At 72.2% G+C, this 25,445-nt stretch carries 21 protein-coding genes and 1 pseudogene; 11 read left to right on the top strand and 11 right to left on the bottom strand.

Translation table 11 applies throughout. The features are described 5' to 3' along the window. Position 1: 1 nt before the first annotated feature. From BM237_RS12400 to BM237_RS12390, 3 genes are all read right to left on the bottom strand, one after another. On the bottom strand, positions 2-982 hold the full coding sequence (locus tag BM237_RS12400) for an ABC transporter permease (RefSeq protein ID WP_093849754.1): 981 nt from the start codon (positions 980-982) through the stop codon (positions 2-4). Continuing rightward, a complete protein-coding gene (locus tag BM237_RS12395) occupies positions 979-2,142 on the bottom strand; it encodes an ABC transporter ATP-binding protein (RefSeq protein WP_093849639.1) in 1,164 nt (387 codons plus the stop codon). The genes BM237_RS12400 and BM237_RS12395 overlap by 4 nt, the downstream gene beginning before the upstream one ends. A gap of 161 nt (positions 2,143-2,303) precedes the next feature. Beyond that, a complete protein-coding gene (locus BM237_RS12390; RefSeq protein WP_093849638.1) occupies positions 2,304-3,986 on the bottom strand; it encodes an ABC transporter substrate-binding protein in 1,683 nt (560 codons plus the stop codon). 705 nt (positions 3,987-4,691) lie between these two features. Between BM237_RS12390 and BM237_RS12385 the strand changes: the two genes are divergently transcribed. Continuing rightward, positions 4,692-5,942, top strand: coding sequence for a glycoside hydrolase family 16 protein (locus BM237_RS12385; protein WP_093849637.1), 1,251 nt, complete (start codon positions 4,692-4,694; stop codon positions 5,940-5,942). Between the two features lie 52 nt (positions 5,943-5,994). Here BM237_RS12385 and BM237_RS12380 read toward each other — a convergent pair whose 3' ends face one another. Next, complete coding sequence (locus BM237_RS12380; protein ID WP_342746229.1) at positions 5,995-6,402, bottom strand: GNAT family N-acetyltransferase; 408 nt, start codon at positions 6,400-6,402, stop codon at positions 5,995-5,997. A gap of 96 nt (positions 6,403-6,498) precedes the next feature. After that, positions 6,499-6,714, bottom strand: coding sequence for a dodecin (locus BM237_RS12375; protein WP_093849635.1), 216 nt, complete (start codon positions 6,712-6,714; stop codon positions 6,499-6,501). Positions 6,715-6,935: 221 nt separating this feature from the next. On the opposite strand from BM237_RS12375, the gene BM237_RS12370 reads away from it, so the two are divergent. After that, positions 6,936-8,423 (top strand): glycine hydroxymethyltransferase, encoded by a 1,488-nt coding sequence (locus tag BM237_RS12370; RefSeq protein ID WP_093849634.1) that lies wholly within the window; start codon positions 6,936-6,938, stop codon positions 8,421-8,423. Positions 8,424-8,487: 64 nt separating this feature from the next. Beyond that, entirely contained in the window at positions 8,488-9,189 is a 702-nt protein-coding gene (locus BM237_RS12365; protein ID WP_093849633.1) for a DUF1707 SHOCT-like domain-containing protein, read from the top strand. Positions 9,190-9,205: 16 nt separating this feature from the next. Here BM237_RS12365 and BM237_RS12360 read toward each other — a convergent pair whose 3' ends face one another. Further along, positions 9,206-10,648 (bottom strand): CoA transferase, encoded by a 1,443-nt coding sequence (locus BM237_RS12360; RefSeq protein WP_093849632.1) that lies wholly within the window; start codon positions 10,646-10,648, stop codon positions 9,206-9,208. Between the two features lie 136 nt (positions 10,649-10,784). On the opposite strand from BM237_RS12360, the gene mmpA reads away from it, so the two are divergent. Further along, positions 10,785-10,949 carry a morphogenic membrane protein MmpA gene (gene mmpA / locus BM237_RS29285; RefSeq protein WP_175540984.1) on the top strand — a complete coding sequence of 55 codons (165 nt, stop codon included), beginning with the start codon at positions 10,785-10,787 and terminating at the stop codon, positions 10,947-10,949. 37 nt (positions 10,950-10,986) lie between these two features. Here mmpA and BM237_RS12355 read toward each other — a convergent pair whose 3' ends face one another. Continuing rightward, on the bottom strand, positions 10,987-12,177 hold the full coding sequence (locus BM237_RS12355; protein WP_093849631.1) for a saccharopine dehydrogenase family protein: 1,191 nt from the start codon (positions 12,175-12,177) through the stop codon (positions 10,987-10,989). A 99-nt stretch (positions 12,178-12,276) separates the two neighbouring features. Further along, on the bottom strand, positions 12,277-12,771 hold the full coding sequence (locus BM237_RS12350) for a DUF3515 family protein (protein ID WP_093849630.1): 495 nt from the start codon (positions 12,769-12,771) through the stop codon (positions 12,277-12,279). Between the two features lie 73 nt (positions 12,772-12,844). Here BM237_RS12350 and BM237_RS12345 point away from each other — a divergent pair, with 73 nt between their 5' ends. Beyond that, positions 12,845-13,261, top strand: a complete 417-nt coding sequence (locus BM237_RS12345) for an MmcQ/YjbR family DNA-binding protein (RefSeq protein ID WP_093849629.1) — start codon at positions 12,845-12,847, stop codon at positions 13,259-13,261. 83 nt (positions 13,262-13,344) lie between these two features. Here BM237_RS12345 and BM237_RS12340 read toward each other — a convergent pair whose 3' ends face one another. Further along, a complete protein-coding gene (locus BM237_RS12340) occupies positions 13,345-13,590 on the bottom strand; it encodes a DUF397 domain-containing protein (protein WP_093849628.1) in 246 nt (81 codons plus the stop codon). After that, the gene (locus BM237_RS12335; RefSeq protein ID WP_093849627.1) at positions 13,587-14,462 is read right to left on the bottom strand and encodes a helix-turn-helix domain-containing protein; all 876 of its coding nucleotides are present in this window, start codon (positions 14,460-14,462) and stop codon (positions 13,587-13,589) included. Before BM237_RS12335 ends, BM237_RS12340 begins: the two co-directional genes overlap by 4 nt. A 168-nt stretch (positions 14,463-14,630) precedes the next feature. Here BM237_RS12335 and BM237_RS30290 point away from each other — a divergent pair, with 168 nt between their 5' ends. The 6 genes and pseudogenes from BM237_RS30290 to BM237_RS12310 all read left to right on the top strand — a co-directional run bounded on the left by BM237_RS30290 (position 14,631) and on the right by BM237_RS12310 (position 24,222). After that, entirely contained in the window at positions 14,631-14,762 is a 132-nt protein-coding gene (locus BM237_RS30290; protein ID WP_281253919.1) for a hypothetical protein, read from the top strand. Between the two features lie 510 nt (positions 14,763-15,272). Next, positions 15,273-17,943, top strand: a pseudogene (locus BM237_RS12330) (RHS repeat-associated core domain-containing protein); the annotation flags it as partial. A 418-nt stretch (positions 17,944-18,361) separates the two neighbouring features. Further along, positions 18,362-19,507, top strand: coding sequence for a CaiB/BaiF CoA transferase family protein (locus tag BM237_RS12325; protein WP_093849626.1), 1,146 nt, complete (start codon positions 18,362-18,364; stop codon positions 19,505-19,507). Then, positions 19,504-20,646: an acyl-CoA dehydrogenase family protein gene (locus tag BM237_RS12320; protein ID WP_093849625.1), complete on the top strand. Its 1,143-nt coding sequence runs from the start codon at positions 19,504-19,506 to the stop codon at positions 20,644-20,646. The genes BM237_RS12325 and BM237_RS12320 overlap by 4 nt, the downstream gene beginning before the upstream one ends. A gap of 48 nt (positions 20,647-20,694) precedes the next feature. Beyond that, on the top strand, positions 20,695-21,921 hold the full coding sequence (locus BM237_RS12315; RefSeq protein WP_093849753.1) for an acetyl-CoA C-acetyltransferase: 1,227 nt from the start codon (positions 20,695-20,697) through the stop codon (positions 21,919-21,921). 90 nt (positions 21,922-22,011) lie between these two features. Beyond that, the gene (locus BM237_RS12310; protein WP_093849624.1) at positions 22,012-24,222 is read left to right on the top strand and encodes a 3-hydroxyacyl-CoA dehydrogenase NAD-binding domain-containing protein; all 2,211 of its coding nucleotides are present in this window, start codon (positions 22,012-22,014) and stop codon (positions 24,220-24,222) included. 391 nt (positions 24,223-24,613) lie between these two features. Here BM237_RS12310 and BM237_RS12305 read toward each other — a convergent pair whose 3' ends face one another. Further along, positions 24,614-25,336, bottom strand: a complete 723-nt coding sequence (locus BM237_RS12305) for a MerR family transcriptional regulator (RefSeq protein ID WP_093849623.1) — start codon at positions 25,334-25,336, stop codon at positions 24,614-24,616. Positions 25,337-25,445: the final 109 nt, after the last annotated feature.

Genomic DNA, 25,445 nt, shown 5'->3' with positions numbered 1-25,445 from the left:
GTCAGCCCTCCTTCCGGGTGCGCGGGTCGAGGATCATGTACAGCAGGTCGGCCAGGAGGTTGGCGGCCAGCACGGCGAGGGTGATGATCAGGAAGACGCCCTGCATCAGCGGGTAGTCCTTGGCGCCGACGCCCTGGAAGAGGACGTAGCCGATGCCGGGATAGGAGAAGACCATCTCCACCAGCAGCGTGCCGCCGACGATGAAGCCCAGCGAGAGGGCGAAGCCGGAGACGTTGGGCAGGATCGCGTTGCGGGCGGCGTAGGAGAACATCACCCGGCGCTCGGGCAGCCCCTTGGCCTGGGCGACCATCACGTAGTCCTCGGAGGAGACGGTCACCATCATGTTCCGCATCCCCAGCACCCAGCCGGCCATCGCGCTGAGCACGACCGTCACGCCCGGCAGCACCGCGTGGTACAGCGCGCTGGAGACGAACGCCCCGCTCAGGGAGGGCACCAGGGAGGCGTCGTAGCCGCCGGAGGCGGGGAAGAGCGGCCACTGCACGGCGAACACCGCGATGGCTATCAGCCCCAGCCAGAAGTAGGGGATGGCCGAGATGAAGGTGGTCACCGGCAGCAGCCCGTCCAGCCAGGAGCCGCGCTTCCAGCCGGCGAAGATGCCGATGCCGGTGCCGAGCAGGAAGCTGATCAGGGTCGTGGTGCCGACCAGGGCCAGTGTCCACGGCAGGCTCTGGGAGATGACCTCCGAGACGGGGGTGGGGAAGTAGGTGAACGACGTCCCCAGGTCCCCGCGGGCCAGGCCGGCCCAGTAGTCGGTGTACTGCTGCCACAGCGAGCGGTCCCGGTCGAGCCCGAAGAGGGCCTCCAGGGAGGCGATGGACTTGCTGGAGAGCTGGCCCTGGTAGCGGGCGAGCAGCGACTGCACCGGATCGCCGGGCATCAGCCGGGGGATGAGGAAGTTGATGGTGATGGCCGCCCAGGCGGTCAGCAGGTAGAAGGCCAGGCGCTGGAGGACGAACTTCACGACGCGGACCCCCGTCCGGTACCGGCGGCCGGCGCGCTCCCGGTGGCCGGTACGTCCCCGGAGGTGTCGTACAGCCAGCAGGCCGCCCACTGGCCGCCGTCGAGGTCGAAGCGCGGCGGGGTCCGGTCGCGGCAGCGCTCCATCGCCAGCGGGCAGCGCGGGTGGAAGCGGCAGCCGGCGGGCGGCGAGATCAGGCTGGGCGGCTCGCTCGCCGAGGGGTCGGCGGTCTCCCCGGCGTCCCCGGCGTCCCCGCCGTCTCCGGCGGCCCCGGTGACCCGGTCCGGGTCGGGGGCGGAGGCCAGCAGCAGCCGGGTGTAGGGGTGGGCGGGGCGCTGGGTGACGGTCTCGCTGTCGCCGCCCTCGACCATCCTCCCCGCGTACATCACCAGCGTCTCGTCCGCGAAGTAGCGGGCGGAGGCGATGTCGTGGGTGATGTAGAGGATCGCCAGGTCCAGCCGCTCCTTCAGGTCGCGCAGCAGGTTGAGCACGCCCAGGCGGATGGAGACGTCCAGCATGGAGACCGGCTCGTCGGCCAGCAGCACCCGCGGATCGGCGGCCATGGCGCGGGCGATGGCCACCCGCTGGCGCTGCCCGCCGGACAGCTCGTGCGGGAAGGCGTCCAGATAGCGGGAGGCCGGGGTGAGCTGCACCCGCTCCAGCAGCGCGGCCAGCGCCTTCTCCAGCTCCGCCGCGCCGCTGCCGGCCCGGCCGTGGATGCGCAGCGCGCGGGTGAGGTGGTAGCGCACGGTGTGCACCGGGTTGAGCGAGGCGAACGGGTCCTGGAAGATCAGCTGGACGTGCCGGCAGTACGCGCGGAACGCCCGCCCCCGTCCGGCCCGCGCCGGTCTGCCGTCCAGCCGGATCTCCCCGGCGGTCGCCGGGTAGAGCTGGGCGAGCAGCCGGGCGACGGTGGACTTGCCCGACCCGGACTCGCCCACCAGCGCGGTCACCGAACCGCGGCGCAGCCGCAGCGACACGTCGTCCACCGCGTGGACGGCCCGGCGCTTCCCGCCCAGCAGCGCGCGGGCGCCGCGCCGCACGGGGAAGTGCTTGCTCACCCCCTCGGCCTCCAGCACCACGCGCCCGTCGTGTTCCGGGGCGGTGCCGGGGTCGCGGCCGGGCGGTGGTGCGGCGCGTTCTTCGGAGTGTTCTTCGGACATGGCTCTTCCTGTCGTCCCTGTGGTCATGGCTGTCGGGCCGCCTGTGACGTGTGCGCGGGGGTGCCGGAGGCGCCGGACGGGGCCCGCCCCGCCGCGGTGCGGGGACGGGATGCGGTGTGCGGCGGGGCGGGGGTCGCCCGGCTTCCGGCGCCCGCGTGCCGTCAGGAGGCGGGGCGCAGGTGCAGGACGACGTCCAGGGAGTTGGGCTGGGTGGGCTGCGGCGGCGCGTACGGGTCGGACTCCGAGGGCCAGCCGACCCAGTTGCGGGTGCTGTACTCGGCGCCGATGGGAGCGGCGGCGGTGGCGATGAGCGGCACTTCCTCGACCATGATCCGCTGGAGTTCGTTCAGCGCCTCGGTACGGGTGCCCTCGTCGCTCGCGTCCGCGTACTCCTTGAGCGCCTCGGTGGCCGCCTCGTCGCGGAAGCGGCCGAAGTTGCCGCCGGGGGAGGCCTTGCCGAGCGGCTGGTACAGCCCCCCGTCCATCACGTGCTGGTACATGTCGTACGGGGTGGCGCCGCTGTTGGTCCAGTGGAGGCTGGCGTCGAAGTCGCCCTCGTTCATCGCGGTGGTCCAGGCGTCGACGGTCTGGGTCCTCACCTTGGCCTCGATGCCGATCTTCTTGACGTTGTCCTTGATGATCGACAGACCGGTGAGGTAGTCCGACCAGCCGGCCGGGTCGGTGAGCGTCATCGTCACCGGCTTGCCCGAGGGGTCCTTCAGGACGCCTCCGTCCAGGGTGTAACCGGCCTCCTTCAGCTCCTTCTCGGCGGCCTCGACGTCCACCTTCAGCTTCTCGCCCTTGTACTCGGGCGCGATGAAGGGCTCGCCGGCGGGCAGCGGGATGCCCGTCACGCTCTCGATCTCCGGGTAGAGCGTGGCCTGCGCCCGGACGTGGATGGCCTCGCGGTCGACGACGTGGTTGATCGCGCGGCGCAGCGCCGGGTCGTCGAAGGGCTTCTTGGCGGTGTTGAACCACAGGCCGTGGACGCCCAGCCCGGAGGGGAACCAGAGCTTGTGGTGCTCGGGGTCCTTGGCGACGTAGATCTTCTCGTAGTCGGGGGTGAAGACGAAGGACCACTCGCAGGTGCCGTTGGCCAGGGCCGTGGTCTGCGCGTTGTTGTCGTTGTAGGAGGTGTAGCGCAGCTCCTCGACCTCGGGCTCGTCCTGCCAGTAGGTGTCGCGGGCGGTGAGGGTGATGGTCTGCGGCGTGAAGGTCTTGAGCGTGTACGGGCCGGTGCCCACGGGCTTCTTGTTGGCCCAGGTCTCGGGGTTCTTCACCTTCGACCAGATGTGCTCGGGCACGACGAAGGTGGTCAGGATCTTGCTCTGGTTGACGAACTGGGACTCGGGGAAGGTCAGTTCGACGGTGTCGCCCTCACGGCTGATGCCGTCGTAGGGGATGGCGTTGGTGTTGAGCGCCTCGTTCTCCTTCAGCAGCCGGAAGGTGAACTCCACGTCCTTGGCGCCGAACTCCTTCCCGTCGGACCAGGTGGGCCCGTCCTGCACGGTCAGGGTGAGCTTCTTGTAGTTGTCCGACCACTTCCACTCGCTGGCCAGCCAGGGCTTGCCCTCCTCGGCGGGGCGGACGCCGTTCACCATCACCAGCGGCTCGTAGATCATGTGGCGGTAGCCCAGGGAGGCGCCCGCGGAGGTGCCCAGGAACGGGTTGCTGTTGTCGGTCTGCGGGCCGTTGGGCATGCCGACGGTGAGCACGCCCTTGTCGCCCTCGGCCTGCGAGCCGCCCGCGCCGGGGGCGCCCGCGGTGCAGCCGGCGAGCAGGGTGGTGGCGGCGAGGGCCACCGCGATGGCGGTTCTGGTCCGGGCCGTGCTCGTGGTTCTCATGGTGTCTCCTCCTGGGCCTTTCCTGTTCGGTCGCGAGGGGTGAGGGGGTTGTCGCTCGCGGTTCTGAGAGCGCTCTCAGATCGGTTGCGCCTCCATCTCTGAGAGCGCTCTCATCGGTGTTCCGGGGTGGTGCTGGACGGGGGTGCGGGGCTTCTGGGGGCGGGAACCGGGCCGGGTGCCGAAGCTTCGTCCGGGAGGTCGCCGCCGATCGGCCTGGCGGGGCTCGGCTTGGTGGGGCTCGGTTCGGCGGCACCGGTTCCGGGACCGGTGCCGGGCATGGGCACGGAGTCAAACGGTAGCGGGCAAGGGCGTCAAGACTTCACGCCAAAATTGGGTGTCACTGTTTGAGAACGCTCTCAAGAGCGCTCTCTCGTTCACTTCTTGAAGTTGATTGGTCTCGTCCAATCCCTTGACGGCCGGGTTTCCCCAGGAGTTGACTCACTGTCCGAACCAAGCCTGGAACGCGGGCGGTCGGCGCGCCGAGCGCTGCCCCGCCCCTTCCCGTCCGCACCGCGCCCTCACCGTGTAGGAGGCGGCCCCGCGCTCTACGGCCCGTATGCGGAGGGAGCGGCCCCCACCGCCGGATCCTCCGGACGACAGACGGATGTGATGGTCATGCACCTGACAGCCCCCCATGTCCCCCACGACCCTCCCCGCGGCGAGAGGCCCCGTCGCCGCCGGTCCCGCCGCCGGGCTTCGGCGGCGATGCTGCTGACGCTGGCCGCGACCCTGGCGGTCACCGGCACCGCGGTCGCCGGCCCGGCGGGCGAGACCGCACAGAAGACCGCACAGAGGGCCGAAGCGGCCCCGGCGGCGGTGCTGTTCGAGGAGAACTTCGACGGACCCGCCGGATCGGCGGTCGACGGCCGCAGATGGCAGCTGGAGACCGGCGACAACAGCGGCAACAACCACGAGCGGCAGTACTACACCCCGGGCAACGCCAACGCCGCGCTCGACGGCGACGGCAACCTGGTGATCACCGCCCGCAAGGAGAACCCGGGCGACTACCAGTGCTGGTACGGCCGCTGCGAGTACACCTCGGCCCGGATGAACACCGCCGGGAAGTTCACCACCACCTACGGCCACGTCGAGGCCCGGATGAAGCTCCCGCGCGGCCAGGGCATGTGGCCGGCGTTCTGGATGCTCGGCCACGACATCGGCGGCGTCGGCTGGCCCAACAGCGGCGAGATCGACATCATGGAGAACGTCGGATACGAGCCCGGCACCGTGCACGGCACCCTGCACGGCCCCGGCTACTCCGGCGGTGAGGGCATCGGCGCCGGCTACACCCTCCCCGGTGGCCGGGCGTTCGCCGACGACTTCCACACTTTCGCCGTCGACTGGTCCCCGAACTCCATCACCTGGTCGGTCGACGGCCAGGTCTACCAGCGCCGCACCCCGGCCGACCTGGGCGGCGACCGCTGGGTGTTCGACAAGCCGTTCTTCCTGATCCTCAACCTCGCGGTGGGCGGCGACTGGCCGGGACTGCCGGACTCGAGCACCGTCTTCCCGCAGAAACTCGTCGTCGACTACGTCCGCGTCACCAGCGGCGACGGCGGCGGTGGCGGGGGAGAGCGCACCGGCACCATCACCGGCCTGGCGGGCAAGTGCCTGGACGTGGCCTGGGCGGACACCGCCAACGGCACCCCGGTGCAGATCCACGACTGCAACGGCAACGCCGCCCAGCGGTGGACCGTCGGCACGGACGGCACCATACGGGCGCTCGGCAAGTGCCTGGACGTCTCCGGCGCGGGCACGGCCGACGGCACCCCCGTCCAGATCTGGGACTGCAACGGCACGGCCGCCCAGCAGTGGGTCGTCACCGAGGCCCGGGACATCGTCAACCCGAACGCCGACAAGTGCCTGGACGTGAGGGACGGCAACTCCGCCAACGGCACCAAGACGCAGATCCGGACCTGCTCGGGCAACGCCAACCAGAAGTGGAACACCCCCTGACCCCGGCCCCGTCCGGGCCCTGAGGGGCGCCCGGCGGGCGGCGCCGAGCGCGCTACCCGCCGGCCTCCCCGCCGTCCCGGGCCTCCTCCGCCACGAGGTCCCGGTACCCGGGGTGCATGACGATCCACTGCTCGACGAAGGAGCAGGCCGGCCGGATGCGCAGGCCGCGCCGCCGCGCGTCGTCCAGCGCGGCCCGCACCAGCCGGTCGCCGATGCCCCGGCCGCGGAAGGGCCGGGACACCACCACCCGCGGATAGGTCACCAGGTCGTCGTCGCGTACGTAGTCGGCGAAGCCGGTGAGGGTCGCGCCGATCCTGGCCTCGAACCGGCCGTGGGCCGGGGCGTCGGTGATCGTGACCTGCCTGTTGGTGGCTGCCGTGGGCATACTGCGTTCCTCTCGGAATGTCCGAATCGCCCAGAAAGTGATGATGGGGCATCCTTCCGGGCGTCCGAGTGCCACACGGCGGCGTTCCTATCCCTCCCGCCCCGGCAGGACGGGTGAACCGGACGGGAGAGGCACTCCGGCGGGTGCGTACCGCGGCGGCCCGCTCCCGGCCTACTCCTCGCCCTCCAGGCGGAACCCGACCTTCAGCCCCACCTGGTAGTGCTCGATCCGGCCGTCGGAGATGTTGCCGCGCACCTGCGTCACCTCGAACCAGTCCAGGTTCCGCAGCGTCTCCGAGGCGCGGGTGATCCCGTTGCGGATCGCCTGGTCGACGCCCTCGTGCGAGGTGCCGACGATCTCGGTCACACGGTAGGTGTGGCTGGACATGGTGCCTCCTGCGAAGGGTGCGGCGATCGGTTCTCGTCTCCACCGTGCCCCAGGGCCGGGCCGTCCGCGAGTGCTAGGCTCCGGGCGGGCCGTGACTGGCGCGTAGGGATGGGATCGACCATCGGGGAGCGGCCCGCGCACCGGGCGTACGAGCCCGCCGCGCCGAAGAGCCGCGCGCCTGGGCCGCCCGCACCGTCTTCGAGGACGTCAAGGAGGGGCCCATGGCCACCGCACCCGACCCGCGCACCCCCCGGAACACGGCGAGCACCGCTGACACCGCCGCCACCGCGTCGACCGCCTTCAGCAGCGCCCTGGACGTGATCCGTGCCGTCGAGCCGCGCGTCGCCGACGCCATCGGCGCCGAGATCACCGACCAGCGCGCCTCCCTCAAGCTGATCGCCAGCGAGAACTACGCCTCCCCGGCCGTGCTCCTGGCCATGGGCAACTGGCTCAGCGACAAGTACGCCGAGGGCACCGTCGGCCGCCGCTTCTACGCCGGATGCCGCAACGTCGACACCGTCGAGGCGCTGGCCGCCGAGCACGCCCGCGAGCTGTTCGGCGCCGACCACGCCTACGTCCAGCCGCACTCGGGCATCGACGCCAACCTCGTCGCCTTCTGGTCCGTGCTGGCCCAGCGCGTGGAGAGCCCCGCCCTGGAGCGGGCCGGGGCCAGGCACGTCAACGACCTGAGCGAGCAGGACTGGGAGGAGTTGCGGCGCGCGCTGGGCGACCAGCGGATGCTGGGCATGTCCCTGGACGCCGGCGGCCACCTCACCCACGGCTTCCGCCCCAACATCTCCGGCAAGATGTTCGCCCAGCGCAGCTACGGCACCGACCCGGCCACCGGCCTGCTGGACTACGACGCGGTGCGCGCCGCCGCCCGCGAGTTCCGCCCCCTCATCCTGATCGCCGGCTACTCCGCCTACCCGCGGAAGGTGAACTTCCGGATCATGCGGGAGATCGCCGACGAGGTCGGTGCCACCCTGATGGTCGACATGGCCCACTTCGCCGGACTGGTCGCCGGCAAGGTCTTCACCGGCGACTACGACCCCGTACCGCACGCCGACATCGTCACCACCACGACCCACAAGTCCCTGCGCGGCCCGCGCGGCGGCATGGTGCTGTGCGACGAGGCGCTGGCCGAGCACGTGGACCGCGGCTGCCCCATGGTCCTCGGCGGCCCGCTGCCCCACGTCATGGCGGCCAAGGCCGTGGCGCTGGCCGAGGCCCGGCAGCCCGCCTTCCGCACCTACGCCCGGCAGGTGGTGGACAACGCCGCCGCCCTCGCCGAGGGCCTGATGTGCCGCGGCGCGCGCCTGGTCACCGGCGGTACCGACAACCACCTGGCCCTGGTGGACGTCACCGGCTACGGCCTCACCGGCCGCCAGGCCGAGGACGCGCTGCTGGACGCCGGCATCGTCACCAACCGCAACGCCGTGCCGCGCGACCCCAACGGCGCCTGGTACACCTCCGGCATCCGCATCGGCACCCCGGCCCTGACCACGCGCGGCCTGGGGACGGCCGAGATGGACGAGGTCGCCGACCTGATCCACACCACCCTCACCGCCGCCGAGCCGGGCACCACCGCGGCCGGCGCACCCTCTCGGGCCCGGTACCTGCTGGAACCCAAGGTCGCCGAGGCCGTCGCCGGTCGCGCCGCCGACCTGCTGGCCGGACACCCGCTCTACCCCGGCATCGACCTGGCCTGACGGCCCGGCGGCCCGACGACCGGCCGGGCCCGACCTGACCGGGCCCGGCCGGTAGCCTGCCGCCATGACCGACGATCTGCCCGAGATGAGGGCCTCCGACGCCGACCGGGAGCGCGTGGCCGAGGTGCTGCGCGAGGCGGTGGCCGAGGGGCGCCTCGACATGGAGGAGTTCCAGGACCGGCTGGACTCCGCCTACGCCGCGCGCACCCAGGGCGAGCTGGCCCCCCTGGTCAGGGACCTGCCCCGGACCACCGCGCCGACCACCCCGGCCGAGCCCGCCCGCGCCGGCCGCGGCTGGGCCGACCGCTTCGGCGGCAACGCCACATCACGCGGCGCGGTGGCGATCATGAGCGGCTTCGTGCGCAAGGGGCCGTGGACCGCTCCCCGCCGCTTCACCTGCTTCGCCTTCTGGGGTGGTGGGGAGATCGACCTGCGCGAGGCGTACTTCGAGGACCGCGAGGTGGAGATCCGCTGCTTCGCGATCATGGGCGGCGTCAACGTGATCGCCCCGGACGAGGCCGAGGTCGACGTACGCGGCATCGGCGTCATGGGCGGCTTCGACCACAGTGCCGCGGGCCGGGGCGAGCCCGGCGCGCCGCGCGTGGTGGTCAGCGGCTTCGCCTTCTGGGGCGGAGTCGGGGTGGAGCGCAAGCGCAGGCGCGCGGAGCGCCGGGAGCGCAAGCGCCTGGAGGACGGCCACGGCCACGGCCACGGGCACACGTACGGCCACGGCCACGACCGGCGGCGTGACGAACGGGACGACTGACCCGCGGCCGGCCTCTTCACTCCCACACGGGCGCGTCCCCGCCCGGCCGCCCCGGCGGCCGGGACCAGCCCTCCGGTCCGCCGTCGTAGGCCACGGGGGAGACGGCGTGGCGCAGCCGGCCCAGCGGGCCGCCCGTCTCGTCGAGCCAGTCGGCCGGGTCGTACGGCTCCCGGATCTCGTCCGGCTCCTCCGGTTCCCGCCTCCCCTCCAGTTCGTGCTGCAGCCAGTGCGCGGTCCGCGCCAGCGCGAGCCGTACGCGCCGCGAACCCCCGTTGTCGCGCTGGTCGGTGAGCGAACGCAGCACGGCGGCGGCCAGCAGATAGCCCGTACCGTGGTCCAGGGCCTGCGCGGGCAGCACACCGGGCTCGCCGTCCGGCCCGCCCTCGGCCACGGCGATGCCGCTCGCCGCCTGCACCAGACTGTCGAACCCCCGCCTGCCGCCCCAGGGGCCGACACCGGGACCGCCCCAGGCGCTCAACTCGGCCACCACCACACCCGGCCGCCGCCCCGCCAACTCCCCGGCCGACAGCCCGAAGCGGTCCAGCGCGCCGGGGCGGTAGCCGGTGACCACCACATGGGCCTTCCCCAGCAGCTCCTCGAAGGAGGCGCGGCCGGAACGGGACGCCAGGTCCAGCAGCGCCGACCGCTTGCCGAACCCGGTGTCGGCGTGCGCGTCCGCGCTCTCGGGCAGGTGCGGCGAGTCGATCCGCAGCACATCGGCGCCCAGCAGGGCGAGGGTGCGGGTGGCCACGGGACCGGCGATGACACGGGTGAGGTCCAGCACGCGCAACCCGGCACCTGCGCCCGGCCCTGAACCGGGGGAGGGCAGCGGCAGCGCCGGCGCGTCGTCCAGCCGCTCCGTCCCCACCAGCGGGAGCCGGGCCACGGCCGTGCCCTGCGGATGCGCCGACCACTGCCCGGGCGTGCGGACGGCGACGGCCAGACCGCCCGCCGCGTACACCGCCTCCTCGATCTCCTCGGCTCGGCGCTCCGCCAGCACGTCGGCGACGGCGGCGACGAGCGCCTCGTCGTCACCCGTGTCCGGCACACCGAGCGCGGACAGCAACCGGGCGCGGTGGTGAGGGTAGTTGGCGTGAGTGCGCAGCCAACCGCCGTCGGTGCGCCAGAAACGCGACAGCGGCGCGAACGTGGACGGCGCGCGCCCGTCGATCCGCAGATGCCGCTCGCTGACGAACGCGGTGGCCACCGCCCCGTCGTCCACCCCGACCCCGGGCACGGCCGCACCCGTGCTCCCCGTGACGGAGCGGGCCCCGAACTCGGCCGCCGCCAGCGCGCACACCGCCACGGTCGAACGCGCCAGCTCCCGCACCGGCAGCCGGGCCGGCAGCACACCGCCGGCTCCGTCGGGAGAAGTACGGGGGACGAACCGGACACGCTCGCACAGAACGGAGTCACCGCCGAGTGCGGTCCACAGCCGGGCCCAAGACCGTTGCTCCATGGGCGCATTGTGCCCGCAGTCCCGTCCGCCCGCACGGAGACCGCGTTGTCAGTACCCGCGACTAGCTTGATCCCCTACGCGGATGAGTACGCGTACGGATGTTTGGGAGCCGTGGTGGGACGGCACCCTGAAAGGCATGGAGCAGATCATGGAGAACATGCACGGAACCCCCGAAATCGCCCCTTCCCTGGCCTCGGACCTCGGGCGCGGCCCCGTCCTGGCGCTCGCCCTGGCGGGCACGCTCGCCGTGGGCTGGGTGATAGCCATGCTCTACGTCATAGCCTCCTGGGTGACGGGCTGACCGCCCGCCACCCGGCTCCCCGGCCCCTGCGGAACGCTCAGCGGTCTTCCGACGAGGAGACCACCCGGAAGCCCATCCCGGCCCGCACCAGCCGGTCGATCAGGGCGTCCCCCATCGCCACGGCCGTGGTGACCTGGCCCGAGGTCTGCGGCAGGTCGTCCAGTGCCAGACAGAGCGCCGACTCGGCCAGCATCTTCGCCGTCTCGTCGTAGCCCGGATCGCCGCCGGACACCTCCGTCACCACCCGGTGGCCGCCGCCCTCCCCGAAGAAACGGACCTTGAACCAGCTCTCCGCCCGCTTGCGGGGGCTCGGCCCGTCCCCCGGCGCCAGCCGGGCCGACAGCGCACGGCGTACGGCCGGGAGCTGAGCGGCGGCGAAGAGCGCCCCCGCCCCGGCCACGCCGCCCACGGCCACGGGCAGTGTGCGGACGGCGGCGTAGTGGCGGTAGCGGAAGTCGGGGCCGTAGCGCTCCAGAGCGGCCGCCGACCGGGCCACGATCTGCGGATCGACCGTCGGCAGCGGCACCGCCCACACCCCCGCCTTCCCGCTGCGGCGCGGCCGGTCCAGCGGCGCGCTGACCCGCCGCCCGGCCGGACGCGACTCCACCCGCCGCCGCTCCCGCGCCGCGGCCCGCATCTGCCGTCCCCGGGAGAACGCCGTCAGCGCGGAGGCGAACGTACCCCCGGAGAAGGCAGCCGACGCCCGCACATAGCCGTCGATCCGCAGCGGCACCCCCTCGGGGAGGCGCTCGACGGTGTACAGCACGCCCAGGTCGTGCGGCACCGAGTCGAAACCGCAGGCGTGCACCAGCCGCGCCCCGGTGCGGCGGGCCCGGTCGTGGTGGCGCAGGTACATCATGTCGACGAACTCCGGCTCGCCGGTCAGGTCCGCGTAGTCCGTCCCCGCCTCGGCGCACGCGGCCACCAGCGGCTCCCCGTACTCGACGTACGGACCGACGGTGGTGGCCACCACCGCGGCGCTCTCCGCCACCGCGCGCAGCGAGCCGGCATCGGTGACGTCGGCGTGCAGCAGCGGCAGTTCGGCGCAGGCCGGATCGATCTCCGCCAGCCGCTCGCGCAGCCGCGACAGCTTGTCGCGGTTGCGCCCGGCCAGCGCCCAGCGGCAGCCCTCGGGAGCATGGGCGGCCAGGTACTCGGCCGTCAGCCCGCCGGTGAAACCGGTCGCGCCGAACAGCACCACGTCGTACTCGCGGTCGTCGCGGGGCACTCTTGACCTCCTGGGGGTGAGGGGAACGGGCGGAACAGGATCACCTGCCGTCGCCCGACCCTACGGCGAGGACACGGGCGAACGCGCGAAGGGGCGCGGTCACGGCAACTCGCCGGGGCTGAGGCACTTCGACTTCCGGGGAACGCCCCTGACCGAACGGTTCATGTCGACCAGCACGTCCCCGGCGCGGCCGGGCGCGTCCCTGATGGTCACTTCGACGGCCGGGGTACGCCCGTACGTCGTGAGGACCTGGACGCCGTCGGCCTCCAGCCTGCCCTCGTCGAGCACCCAGTCGACACCGCTGACGTTCACGCACAGATCGGGAGTCGGCGGCAGCGGCTCGACTCCGCACCGCAGAACGACCGACGCCTCTCCCCACGATGCGGTGCCGGTCTCCGTAGCCCCGTCGCGCCGCCGCGACAGGACCTCCTCGGGCACCCCGGACACGACATCCGCGCAGAGCGGATCACCGGAGAACGGACCGGAGCGAACCGAATGGTCGGGGGACAGCAGGGGATGCCCGGAGCAGGAGACCGCCGCGACGGCGGCGGCCACGGCACCGAGGAGTAAGAGGCCGCTTCTCTGTCTTCTCATCGTGGTTTCCTTCAGGCTCCGCCTGTACCACGGAGCGGGACCGGCTGTCGGCGCCCGACCCTACGCTGGGGCCATGAGCGATCGGACGAGGGGGCGCGGAGACGCGCAGGCGGTACGGGAGCGGGTGCGCGAGTTCGCCCTCGGACTGCCGGGCGCGTACGAGGACTTCCCCTGGGGAGAGTCCGTGGTCAAGGTCAACCGGAAGATCTTCGTCTTCCTCTTCCTCGGGCACCTCGTCGCGGGGCAGGGCGACTCCCCGCCCACCGTCACCGTCAAGCTCACCGATCCCGAGGCCCACGCCCACGCGATGTCCGCCCCCGGCACCCTCCTCACCGGCTACGGACTCGGCCGTTCGGGCTGGGTGACCATCCCGCTGGGCGAGCCGGGCGCACCGGATGCGGAGCTGCTGTGCGACTGGGTCGAGGAGAGCTACCGCACCGTCGCGCCGAGGCGACTGGTGGCGGAGCTCGACGCGCGAGCGGCCGGCTGACGGCCCGCCGCAGTCCTGAGCGGAACGCCTCGCGCCTCGCACTGGACGCGTTCCGGTGCGAGGCGTCTCGTCCGCGTGAGCGGTCAGCTCCGGGCCGCGTAGGCGAGGAAGCCGCTCCACGCCTTTGGGGCGACGGCGAGCTGAGGGCCGTCCTTGTCCTTGGAGTCCCGCACATGGACGGTGCCGGGGCAGGAGGCGACCTCCACGCAGGCCCCACTGCCGCTGCTGCTGTGGCTGGACTTGTGCCAGGAGAGGGCGACCTCGACGCAGTCCCCGCTGCTGCCGCTGCTGTAGCTGCTCTTGAACCAGGACAGTTCCGTGCTGCTCATGCTGCTCCTCGCATCCGCCGCAACAGGCTCACGGAGTCTTCGGGAGTGAGAGCCTGCGAACGCATCCTGGCATACCGCATCTGGAGTGTGCTGACCGTCTTCGGGTTGGAGACGAACAGGCCGCTCTCCTGGCCTTCACAGTAGCCGAACCACCTGTTGTCAGGGGTTTCCAGAAGTTGCATGGGGCCATCCACCCCGGCGTAGTTTTCCTGGGCCAGAGGCACCACCTGGATCTCCACGTTCCGCAGCTCCGAGACCTCCAGCACGTGGTCGATCAGTTCGCGCATCACCTCTTGGCCGCCTGTCTGCCGCAGAAACAGGTGTTCCTCAAGAATGAAGCCGAACGTCGTGTTGGGGTGTTCATGCAGCAGGCGTTGCCTCTCCGCCCGCGCTGCCCACTGGGCCTCGATCTGGTCCTCACTCAACAGTGGGAGACGGTTCGTGAACACCGCACGCGCGTAGGCCTCGGTCTGGAGCAGGCCCGGGATCAGGCGGCACTCGTACGTGTAGAGGTTAATCGCCTCCATCTCCAACTGGGCCCACTGGTGGAACCAGTTGGCCAGCCCCGGCCGCCGGGTCAGATGGCGGGCCGCGCTCTTGATCGTGCCGAACGCGTCCAGGACCTCCTCGGCGCTCTCGACGAAATCCCGTGGCGGGAAGCGACGGCCCTGCTCGATGGAGGCGACCGTCTCCGGTGAGTACCGCACCTTCGGGGCCAGCGACTCCTGGGTCAGACCCGCCCGCTTGCGGAACGCCCTGACGACTTCGCCGAACGTCTTGAGGCTGTCCAGCCTCTCCGGCTCGGTGTGGTCGCCGTCCTCCTGAGGGAAAGCCACCATGTCGCCGTTCCCGCCCGTACCGTTCGCTGCCATCGCCGATCCCTCCCGTACACCCGGCCAGCTGATCCGCTGTCACGGAAGGTAACTCGCATGGCCTTCCCGGCATACTCGTACGCTGACTCCGCGTAGGGCGCGGAGCCGGTCGGGCCCCTCTGACCAGGCCAGATCGAGGCCAGGGCGCAATCCGTTCCCCCGCAAGCGGTGGCTACCGTACGTGTGTTCACGCAGCGGTTCAGCTCCACCCCACTGGGCGCCGGGCACACCCGGCGCCTGGCCCTGCGCCGCGAACCGGTCGACGAGGCCGTCCGCGCAGAACTGGATCTCCCGCGCTGAGAGTTCCGCCGTACCGGCCCGGGCCTCCCGTATCCGAAACCGTCGGCGGTGTGGAGGAGGAGGTTCCGGGGGCGGGGACCAGTCGTATGCGCGTGAGGGAACGGTGCTGTTGATCGTGTTCCGCAGGGGTGGGCGGCCGTGTTGCCGCTGTTCGTCGGCGTAACCCCGACGCTCCTCTTTGGCTGTTTCCGGCCCCCATGAACATCGACTTTACGGGCACAGGTGTTCGATTTGTGAAACTGCTGTGACAGCGTGTGCGTGCCGCGGCGGCAGGGGGCCGCCGGGCGACTTCTTTCCAAGGGGGGAAAGATGCTGCACACGCGTGCCTGGGGCACGCCGAAACGGCGTGCCCGCAGACCGCTCGGACCGGTCAGAACCTTCCTGGTCACCACGGCCGCCGCGTTAGCGGTCACCGCGACGGCGGTCCCGGCCACCGCCGCACCGGACGAGATGGAGCCGAAGCCGGCCTCCTCCGCATGGGGCCGGGACGGCGAACCCGAAGCCCCGCCGGTGAGGGCGGGGGAGAACCGGCCGCCGAAGTCGGCCCGCTCCGCGAAGCCGACCGAGGAGGAACGGGCCTGGGCCAAGGCCCAGGAGACCCGCCGCTCCGGTGGTCAGGACATCCAGAACAGCGAGGTGGCCCCACTGCGGTGGGTGCCGGAGGGCCAGGGCGAGGTGCCCTGGCACGAGATCTCCGATCTGCGCCTGACCGACTCCCTGGTGGCGCGGATCAACTACTCCAACGGCAACCTGATGCTGGCCGCCACCGACTTCGACATCGCGGGCGTGGGCCAGAACCTTCAGCTCACCCGTACCTACAACTCCTTCGGCCCGCCCTACGGCCAACTTCCCTACCGGTGGTGGGCCGGCTACGAGCGCCGGCTGGACGAGTTCACCAACACGATGGTCGTCTACGACGACACCGCCGGCACCATCCGCTTCGATGAGAACGACGACGGCACCTTCACCACCCCGGACGGCCACTCGCTGGACTTCCGGAAGAACAGCGACGGCACCCACACCCTCACCGACCGCAAGAGCGGATCGAAGGACCACTACGGTGGACACCGAGGGCCGGGCCACGGCGTTCGGCTACGACGCCGACGGCCGCGTCACCGAGGTGACCACCCCCGAGGGACGGAGAGTGTCCTTCACCTACGGTGAACAGGACCGGATCACCTCGCTGACCCGCGGCGGCCCCGGCGGCCCCACCTGGACCTACGCGTACTCGGGGGAGTACCCCTCCGACGCGGGCACCACGACGGTGACCGACCCCGACGGCGACGAGACCGTCTACCACCACAACGGCGATGGCGAGGTCACCAAGGTCACCGACCCGCTGGGCCATGAGCGGTCCCGCTCCTACGACGCCCACATGGTCGCCTCGGCCACCGACGCGATGGGCACGGGCACCGAGCCGGGCAACACCACCGCCTACGGCTGGGACGCCCGCAACAACCCCACCTCCGCCAAGCTGCCCACCGGGGCCACGGCGTCGCTGACCGGCTACCAGACCATCGCCGGCACCGACCTGCCCGGCACCCTCACCACCCCCGACGGCAACGAGACCGACTACACCTACGACAACGCGGGCAACACCCTCTCCGTCGCGGTCACCGGGGACGAGGGCGGCACCCGGAAGTTCACTTACCAGGGCGGCGGCACCGACTGCGGCGGCTTCGAGGGCCAGCGCTGCACCGCCACCGACCAGCGCGGCAAAACCACCCACTTCACCTACGACGCCAAGGGCAACCTGACCAAGGCCGCCCCGCCCGCACCGATGGGCGCCACCACCTACCGCTACGACGCCCTCGGCCGCCCGGTCCAGGTCACCGACGGACGCGGCCGGACCCTGCACTACACCTACGACGACCGCGACCACGTGATCGAGGTCGACGACGGGGTCTACGACACCGTCACCTTCACCTACGACGCCGACGGCAACCGCACCGCCCGCACTGACGCCACCGGCACCACCGGCTGGTCCTACGACGCCCTGGGGCGGGAGACGATCCGCACCCTTCCCGACGGCTCGGCCATGGTGCTGTCCTACACCGCCGACGGCCAGGTCGACACCTACACCGACCCCACCGGGACCGTGGACTACACCTGGGACGCCGCAGGCCGCCTGACCGAACTGACCGACCCGGCCGGGGCGAAGACCACCTACACCCACAACAACAACGGCGAGCGCACCAAGACCGTTTACCCCGGCGGCACCACACAGTCGGTGAAGCTGGACGGCTCCGGCCGCCCCACCCGCATCACCGCCACCTCCGGCGAGAAGACCCTGATCGACCTGGCCTACACCTACGACTACACCTCCGGCTCCACCAAGGCCGACGGCACCAAGATCCGCACCCGCACCGACCATGTGTCGGGCAAGAAGATCACCTACCGGTACGACTCCGCCGCCCGCCTCCAGTACGCGCTGGAGACCGAGGACGGCTCCCGCACCGCCTCCTGGCTGTACTGCTTCGACGCGGCCGGGAACCTGACGGCCCAGTCCGGTTCGGCGTCCGCCTGCCCGGCGGGCAACCGCTTCACCTACAACGACGCCTCCCAGCTGACCGCCCGCAACGGCGACTCCTCGGGCTGGTCCCACGACAAGGCCGGCCACGAGACCTCGGCGGTGGCCGCCTCCACCGCCGTCCGCACCAAGGAGCAGTGGAACGCCTTCTCCCAGCTGAAGCTGCTGACCGTCAACGGCACCCAGTACGACGCCGAGTACGCCGGCACCACAGGCGCCGAGCGCACCCGGTTCGGCGCCACCGCCTTCCACCACGGGCCTCTGGGCCTGGCCGCCCGGACCATCGCGGGCAAGGACACCGGATTCGTCCGCGAACCGACGGGCACCCTCAACTCCATGAGGACCGGGGGGAAGAGCCACTACTACCTCACCGACGCGCTCGGCTCGGTCATGGGGCTGGTCGACGCCGGCGGTGAGCGCACCCACACCTACGACTACGGGCCCACCGGCCTGCCCCGCTTCACTCCGACCGAGTCGGTGCCCCAGCCCTACCGTTTCACCGGCACCTACCTCGACCCGACGGGGCTGTACAAGATGGGGGCGCGCTACTACGACCCGCACCTGGGCCGCTTCACCCAGCCCGACCCCAGCGGGCAGGAGACCAACCCCTACCTCTACGCCACCGGTGACCCCGTCAACCGCACCGACCCCAGGGAACGTCGGCTCTGGGATGCATCGGAGGCGCGTTCTCGGTAGTCGGCGGAGCGCTCTCTTTCGGGGCCGGAGTTGCTTCAGCGTTCGGCTCGGGAGGTCTGTCCACGCCGGCTTCGTTGGGTGCCATTGGTCCCGCTGAGTCTGAGGGCGGTGTCCGTGCAGCCGCCCCGAGTGGCCGTACCGAAGGGCGCCCGGAGCGACCCGGAGCTCTCGTGCGTCGGCGGCAGCGGTTGCTGCTCGAGTGCCGTGAGCGGGCCGGACCGGGCGACGGTGCGGGCACAGGGCACGGGCACAGCGTTCCGCGTGCGCCCCCCGTGAGGGCTTGTGGAAAGTGGAACGTGTTCTTAGCATCGCCGGTGTTACATCATTGGTGTCATATGGTCGCGGCGCGGCGGCCCGGACGGTTGGAGACCGGATGGCAGCGGCAGGCACGGGCCCCGGCCCGCTGGCCGGAGTGCGGGTGGTGGAGCTGGCGGGCATCGGCCCCGGCCCGTTCGCCGGAATGCTCCTGGCCGACCTCGGCGCCGACGTCGTCCGCGTCGACCGGCCCGGCGGGCAGCCACTGGGCATCGACCCCGCCCGCGACGTCACCGGCCGCAACAAGCGCTCGGTGGTGGTCGACCTCAAGGCCGAGGGCGGCCCCGCAGCCGTACTCGACCTGGCCGAACGCGCCGACGTGCTGATCGAGGGCTGGCGCCCCGGCGTCGCCGAGCGCCTGGGCGTCGGCCCCGGGCCGTGCCTGGCCCGCAACCCGAGGCTGGTCTACGGACGGATGACCGGCTGGGGCCAGGACGGGCCCCTGGCCGCGAGCGCCGGACACGACATCGGCTACACCGCCGTCACCGGCGCGCTGGGCATGATCGGCCCGGCCGGCGGGCCGCCCGCGATCCCCGCCAACCTGCTGGGCGACTACGCCGGCGGCTCCCTCTACCTCGTCGTCGGCGTCCTCGCCGCCCTCCACCACGCCCGTACCGAGGGCGGGAGCGGCCAGGTCGTGGACGCCGCCGTCGTGGACGGCACCAGCCACCTCACGGCGATGATCCACGGCATGCTGGCCGCCGGGGCCTGGCAGGACCGCCGGGGCGCCAACCTGCTGGACGGCGGCTGTCCCTTCTACGGCGTCTACGAGACCGCCGACGGCGGCTGGATGGCGGTCGGCGCGCTGGAGCGGCCGTTCTACGACGAGTTCGCCCGCCTGCTCGGCCTGGACGAGCAGACCGCCGCCGACCGCGACGACCCCGCCCGCTGGGAAGGGCTGCGCCGGGCCGTCGCCGCCCGCTTCCGCACCCGCACCCGCCAGGAGTGGACGGAGGTCTTCGACGGCACCGACGCCTGTGTGGCCCCCGTGCTCTCCCTGCGCGAGGCCCCCGCCCACCCCCATCTGGCCGCCCGCGGCACCTACACCGAGTACGCGGGAGCCGTCCAGCCCGCCCCCGCCCCCCGCTTCTCCGCCACCCCCGGCGCGCTGCGCCGCCCGCCCGCCGTCCCCGGCGCGGACGCCGCCGAGGTGGCCCGCGACTGGGACCTGCCCGCCACCATGCCCGAGGAGGGCACACGATGAAGCGGAAGATCTTCACCGAGGACCACGAGGCCTTCCGGCAGACGGTCCGGGCCTTTCTGGAGCGGGAGGTGCTGCCGCACTACGAGCGCTGGGAGCGCGAGGGCGCCGTCGACCGCGAGGCGTGGCGCGCCGCCGGGCGCCAGGGCCTGCTGGGGGTGGCCGTCCCCGAGGAGTACGGCGGTGGCGGGCAGGACGACTTCCGCTACGGCGCCGTGCTGGCCGAGGAGTTCACCAGGGCCGGCACGCCCGGCCTGGCGATCGGCCTGCACAACGACGTCATCGGCCCGTATCTGACCTCCCTGGCCACCGAGGAGCAGAAGAAGCGCTGGCTGCCCGGCTTCTGCTCCGGCGAGATCGTCACCGCCATCGCCATGACCGAGCCGGGCGCGGGCTCGGACCTCCAGGGCATCCGCACCTCGGCCGAGGACCGCGGCGACCACTGGGTGCTGAACGGCTCCAAGACCTTCATCTCCAACGGCGTCCTGGCCGATCTGGTGATCGTCGTCGCCAGAACGACCCCCGAGGGCGGCGCCAAGGGGCTGAGCCTGCTGGTCGTCGAGCGCGGCATGCCCGGTTTCGAGCGCGGCCGCAACCTCGACAAGATCGGCCAGAAGTCCCAGGACACCGCCGAGCTGTTCTTCCACGACGTGCGCGTGCCCAAGGAGAACCTGCTGGGTGAACTCAACGGCGCGTTCGTCCACCTGATGACGCAGCTCGCCCAGGAGCGGCTGGCCATCGCGGTGGCCGGCATCGCCGGCGCCGAGCACCTGCTTCAGATCACCCGTGAGTACGTCATGGGGCGCGAGGCGTTCGGCCGGCCGCTCGCCCGGCTCCAGCACGTACGCTTCGAAGTGGCGGAGATGGCCACCGAGTGCGCCGTCACCCGAGCCTTCGTCGACCGCTGCATCGAGGAGCACATCAGCGGCGGGCTGGACGCCGTCCACGCCTCGATGGCCAAGTGGTGGGCGACCGAACTGCAAAAACGCACCGCCGACCGCTGCCTGCAGCTCCACGGCGGCTACGGCTACATGAGCGAGTACCCCGTCGCCAGGGCGTTCACCGACGGGCGCATCCAGACCATCTACGGCGGCACGACCGAGATCATGAAGGAGATCATCGGCCGCTCCCTGCTCTCCTGACCTCCCGACCCACCCCTTTTCCGGAAGGCATCTTCGACCGTGACGACCGTGACGACCCACGCGAGCAACGACGCGTACATCTACGACGCCATCCGCACCCCGCGCGGGCGCGGCAAGGCCGGTGGCGCCCTGCACGGCACCAAGCCGATCGACCTGGTCGTCGGCCTGATCCACGAGCTGCGCCGCCGCTTCCCCGGCCTGAACCCGGCCGCCATCGACGACATCGTGCTCGGCGTCGTCACCCCCCTGGGCGACCAGGGCGCCGACATCGCCCGCACCGCCGCCATCGCCGCCGGACTGCCCGACACCGTCGCCGGCGTCCAGGAGAACCGCTTCTGCGCCTCGGGCCTGGAGGCCGTCAACCTGGCCGCCGCCAAGGTCCGCTCCGGCTGGGAGGACCTGATCCTGGCCGGCGGCGTGGAGTCGATGTCGCGGGTGCCGATGGGCTCCGACGGCGGCGCCTGGGCCATGGACCCGATGACCAGCTTCGAGACCGCCTTCGTCCCCCAGGGCATCGGCGCCGACCTCATCGCCACCATCGAGGGCTTCTCCCGCCGCGACGTGGACGAGTACGCCGCTATGTCGCAGGAGCGCGCGGCCACCGCCTGGAAGGAGGGCCGCTTCGACCGCTCGGTCGTCCCCGTCACCGACCGCAACAGCCTGGTCGTCCTCGACCGCGACGAGCACATGCGCCCGGGCACCACGGCCGACTCCCTCGCCTCCCTCAAACCGTCCTTCGCCACCATCGGCGAGGCGGGCGGCTTCGACGCGGTGGCGCTGCAGAAGTACCACTGGGTGGAGGAGATCGACCACGTCCACCACGCGGGCAACTCCTCCGGCATCGTGGACGGCTCCGCGCTGGTGGCCGTCGGCAGCCGCGAGGTCGGCGAGCGTTACGGCCTCACCCCCCGCGCCCGGATCGTCTCGGCCGCCGTCTCCGGCTCCGAGCCGACCATCATGCTCACCGGCCCGGCGCCCGCCTCCCGCAAGGCGCTGGCCAAGGCGGGGCTGACCGTCGACGACCTGGACCTGGTGGAGATCAACGAGGCGTTCGCGGCCGTCGTCCTGCGCTTCGTGCGCGACATGGGCCTGCCCATGGAGAAGGTCAACGTCAACGGCGGCGCCATCGCCATGGGCCACCCGCTGGGCGCCACCGGCGCGATGATCCTGGGCACCCTCGTCGACGAGCTGGAGCGCCGCGATCTGCGCTACGGCCTGGCCACCCTCTGCGTCGGCGGCGGCATGGGCATCGCCACCGTCGTCGAACGGCTCTGACCGGCTCCGGCCGGCCCCGCGCCCGCCCCGGGCGGCGCGCAAACCGAACCTCCCGACGCAGCCAGACCTCAACGGAGACCGAAACCCACCATGGCAGCCCCCGCAACCCCCTCCACCATCCGCTGGGAACAGGACGACACCGGCGTCGTCACCCTCACCCTGGACGACCCGGCCCAGTCCGCCAACACCATGAACGCCGCGTTCGCCGCCTCACTCGCGGACGTCGCCGACCGCCTGGAGGCCGAGCGCGAGAGCGTCCGCGGCGTCATCGTCACCTCCGCCAAGAAGACCTTCTTCGCCGGCGGCGACCTCAACGACCTGCTGGCGGTGCGGCCCGGGCAGGCCCGCGAGCTCTACGAGCGCGGCATGGCCATGAAGCGGAACCTGCGCCGGGTGGAGACCCTGGGCGTGCCCGTCGTCGCCGCCGTCAACGGCGCGGCCCTCGGCGGCGGCCTGGAGATCGCGCTGGCCTGCCACCACCGCGTCGCACTCGACGCTCCGGGCTCGAAGATCGGCCTGCCCGAGGCCACCCTCGGCCTGCTGCCCGGCGGCGGGGGAGTGGTGCGCACCGTGCGGCTGCTGGGCATCACCGACGCGCTGCTGAACGTCCTGCTCCAGGGGAGGCAGTACCGCCCCCGCCAGGCCATGGACAAGGGCCTGGTCCACGAGGTCGTCGACACCCCCGAGGAGATGCTCGCGCGGGCGCGGGCGTTCATCGACGCCAACCCCGCCTCCGTCCAGCCCTGGGACGTCAAGGGGTACAAGATCCCCGGCGGCACCCCCGCCCACCCGAAGTTCGCCGCCAACCTCCCGGCCTTCCCCGCCAACCTCGCCAAGCAGCTCGGCGGCGCCCCCTACCCGGCCCAGCGCAACATCCTGGCCGCGGCCGTCGAGGGCGCCCAGGTCGACTTCGAGACCGCCCAGGCCATCGAGTCGCGCTACTTCACCGAGCTGGCGACCGGGCAGACCGCCAAGAACATGATCCAGGCGTTCTTCTTCGACCTCCAGGCCGTCAACTCCGGCCGCAGTCGCCCCCGGGGCGTCGAGCCCCGCAAGGTGGCCAGGGTCGCCGTGCTCGGCGCCGGCATGATGGGCGCGGGCATCGCCTACGCCTGCGCGAAGGCCGGCATCGAGGTCGTGCTCAAGGACGTGAGCGCCGGGGCCGCCGAGAAGGGCAAGGCCTACTCCGCCGGTCTGCTGGACAAGGCACTGGCCAAGGGCCGCACCACCCCCGAGAAGCGCGACGCGCTGCTGGCCCGCATCACCCCCACCGCCGAGGCCGCCGACCTCGCCGGATGCGACGCGGTGATCGAGGCCGTCTTCGAGGACACCGCCCTCAAGCACAAGGTCTTCGCCGAGATCCAGGACGTCGTCGCCCCCGACGCGCTGCTGTGCTCCAACACCTCCACCATCCCGATCACCTCGCTGGCCGAGGGCGTGAAGCGGCAGCGGGACTTCATCGGACTGCACTTCTTCTCGCCCGTCGACAAGATGCCGCTGGTGGAGATCATCCGCGGCGAGCGCACCGGCGACGAGGCCACCGCCCGCGCCTTCGACCTGGTGCGGCAGATCAACAAGACCCCGATCGTGGTGGGCGACTCGCGCGGCTTCTTCACCTCCCGTGTGATCGGCCGGTTCATCAACGAGGGCGTGGCGCTCGTCGCCGAGGGCGTGGACCCGGTCTCCGTGGAACAGGCCGCCGCCCAGGCCGGCTACCCCGCCAAGGTGCTCTCCCTGATGGACGAGCTGACCCTGACCCTGCCGAGGAAGATCCGGAACGAGGCGCGGCGCGCGGTGGAGGCCGCGGGCGGCACCTGGGAGCCGCACCCGGCCGACGCGGTCATCGACCGCATGGTCGACGAGTTCGGCCGCACCGGCCGCAGCGGCGGCGCCGGCTTCTACGAGTACGACGCCGACGGCCGGCGCGCGGGCCTGTGGCCGGGGCTGCGCGAGCACTTCACCCGCGCGGACGCGGCCGTGCCCTTCGAGGACATGAAGGAGCGGATGCTCTTCTCGGAGGCGCTCGACAGCGTGCGCTGCCTGGAGGAGGGCGTGCTGACCTCGGTCGCCGACGCCAATATCGGTTCCGTCCTGGGCATCGGCTTCCCCGGCTGGACCGGCGGCGTGCTCCAGTACATCAACGGCTACGAGGGCGGCCTGCCCGGCTTCACGGCGCGCGCCCGCGAGCTCCAGGCGCTCTACGGCGACCGGTTCGCGCCGCCCGCGCTGCTGGTGGAGAAGGCGGAGAAGGGCGAGACCTTCACCGACACGCCCGACACGCCCGACACGCCCGCCGCGTAGGCCCTGCCGGGCGGGGGCGCCTTCACGGCCCCCGCCCGGGGCGCCCGGCGCGCTCGGGGCGGCCGCTCCCGCGCCCGTCCTCCGGCGCACCCCGGCCCGGCCGGAATCGTGCGGGGGACGCCTCCGGAATCGAGCCCGCCTGAGCACTGGATCCGCTTCCAGGGGGGCGGGGCGGGCCACTCGTACGTCACGGCCCCGGAGGCCGGGGGCGTGAACAGCGCGTGGACGGTCTTGCCGCCGGACCGCCGGACCGCCGGGGAGGTCGCCCCGGCCGCTGCGTCCTGCCCGCACCGCCGCACGGCGCGGTCGGCAGACCCCGCGGCGACAGCGCGTTCCCCTCCCGGAGGACTTCCCCGGGCCGCTGGAGGGCGCTTCCCGCGCCGCGCGCGGGTCACCCCTCGTCGGGGAAGGACGCCTTCAGCTCCTCGCGCATGGAGCGCTGGAAGGCGGTCACCAGCGCCTGCACGATCATGGGCTGCATATGAGCCGACAGCGTCCGCATCGTCTCCACCTGCTCGGGATCGGACTCCCGCCGCCGGTAGGGATCCCAGACCTCCTCCTTGAACATCCTGCTCAGCTCGCGGGCCGCCTCGCGGCTGTGCTCCAGGACCACCTCGCGCGCCGCCAGCAGCGTCTTCAGCGAGACGGGCACCTCCAGCAGCCGCACCCCCAGGTGCAGGATCACCGGGTCGATCCGGAAGACGTCCGGGTCGTCGGTCCGGGCCAGGACGTTCATCGCGGCCAGCCGGTCGAGGTCGTCCTCGTTCAGAGGCCGCCCGGCCCGCCGCTCCAGCTTCTCCCTGGTGGCCTCCGCCTCGGCGTCCGGAGCCCAGGAGGCCACCAGGGCCCGGTGCAGGGCCAGGTCCTCCGGGCTGAGGTCGGGGGGCAGCTGCCGCAGATAGCGCTCGATGGCCGCCAGGGTCATCCCCTGGTGCTGCAACTCCTCGATCAGCGCGAGCCGCGACAGATGGCCGGGCCCGTACCGTCCCACCCGCCGCGGTCCGATCTCCGGCGGCGGCAGCAGCCCCCGGGTGGAGTAGAAGCGGATCGTGCGGACGGTGACGCCGGCGCGCGCGGCCAGCTCGTCGACGGTCAGGGAGGCAGCCGGATCCATGTCGGACAGTATTGCTGTCTCACCACAGTTGCGAAACCTCTTCCGGTGCCGGACGCTGCCGGACGGCGCCGCCCGGCACCGGAGGAGAGGTGACCGCTTCGGAAGCGGA

Source organism: Streptomyces mangrovi, from assembly GCF_900114215.1.
GTDB classification, from domain to species: domain Bacteria; phylum Actinomycetota; class Actinomycetes; order Streptomycetales; family Streptomycetaceae; genus Streptomyces; species Streptomyces barkulensis.
This window is presented reverse-complemented; position numbering and strand designations above follow the sequence as displayed.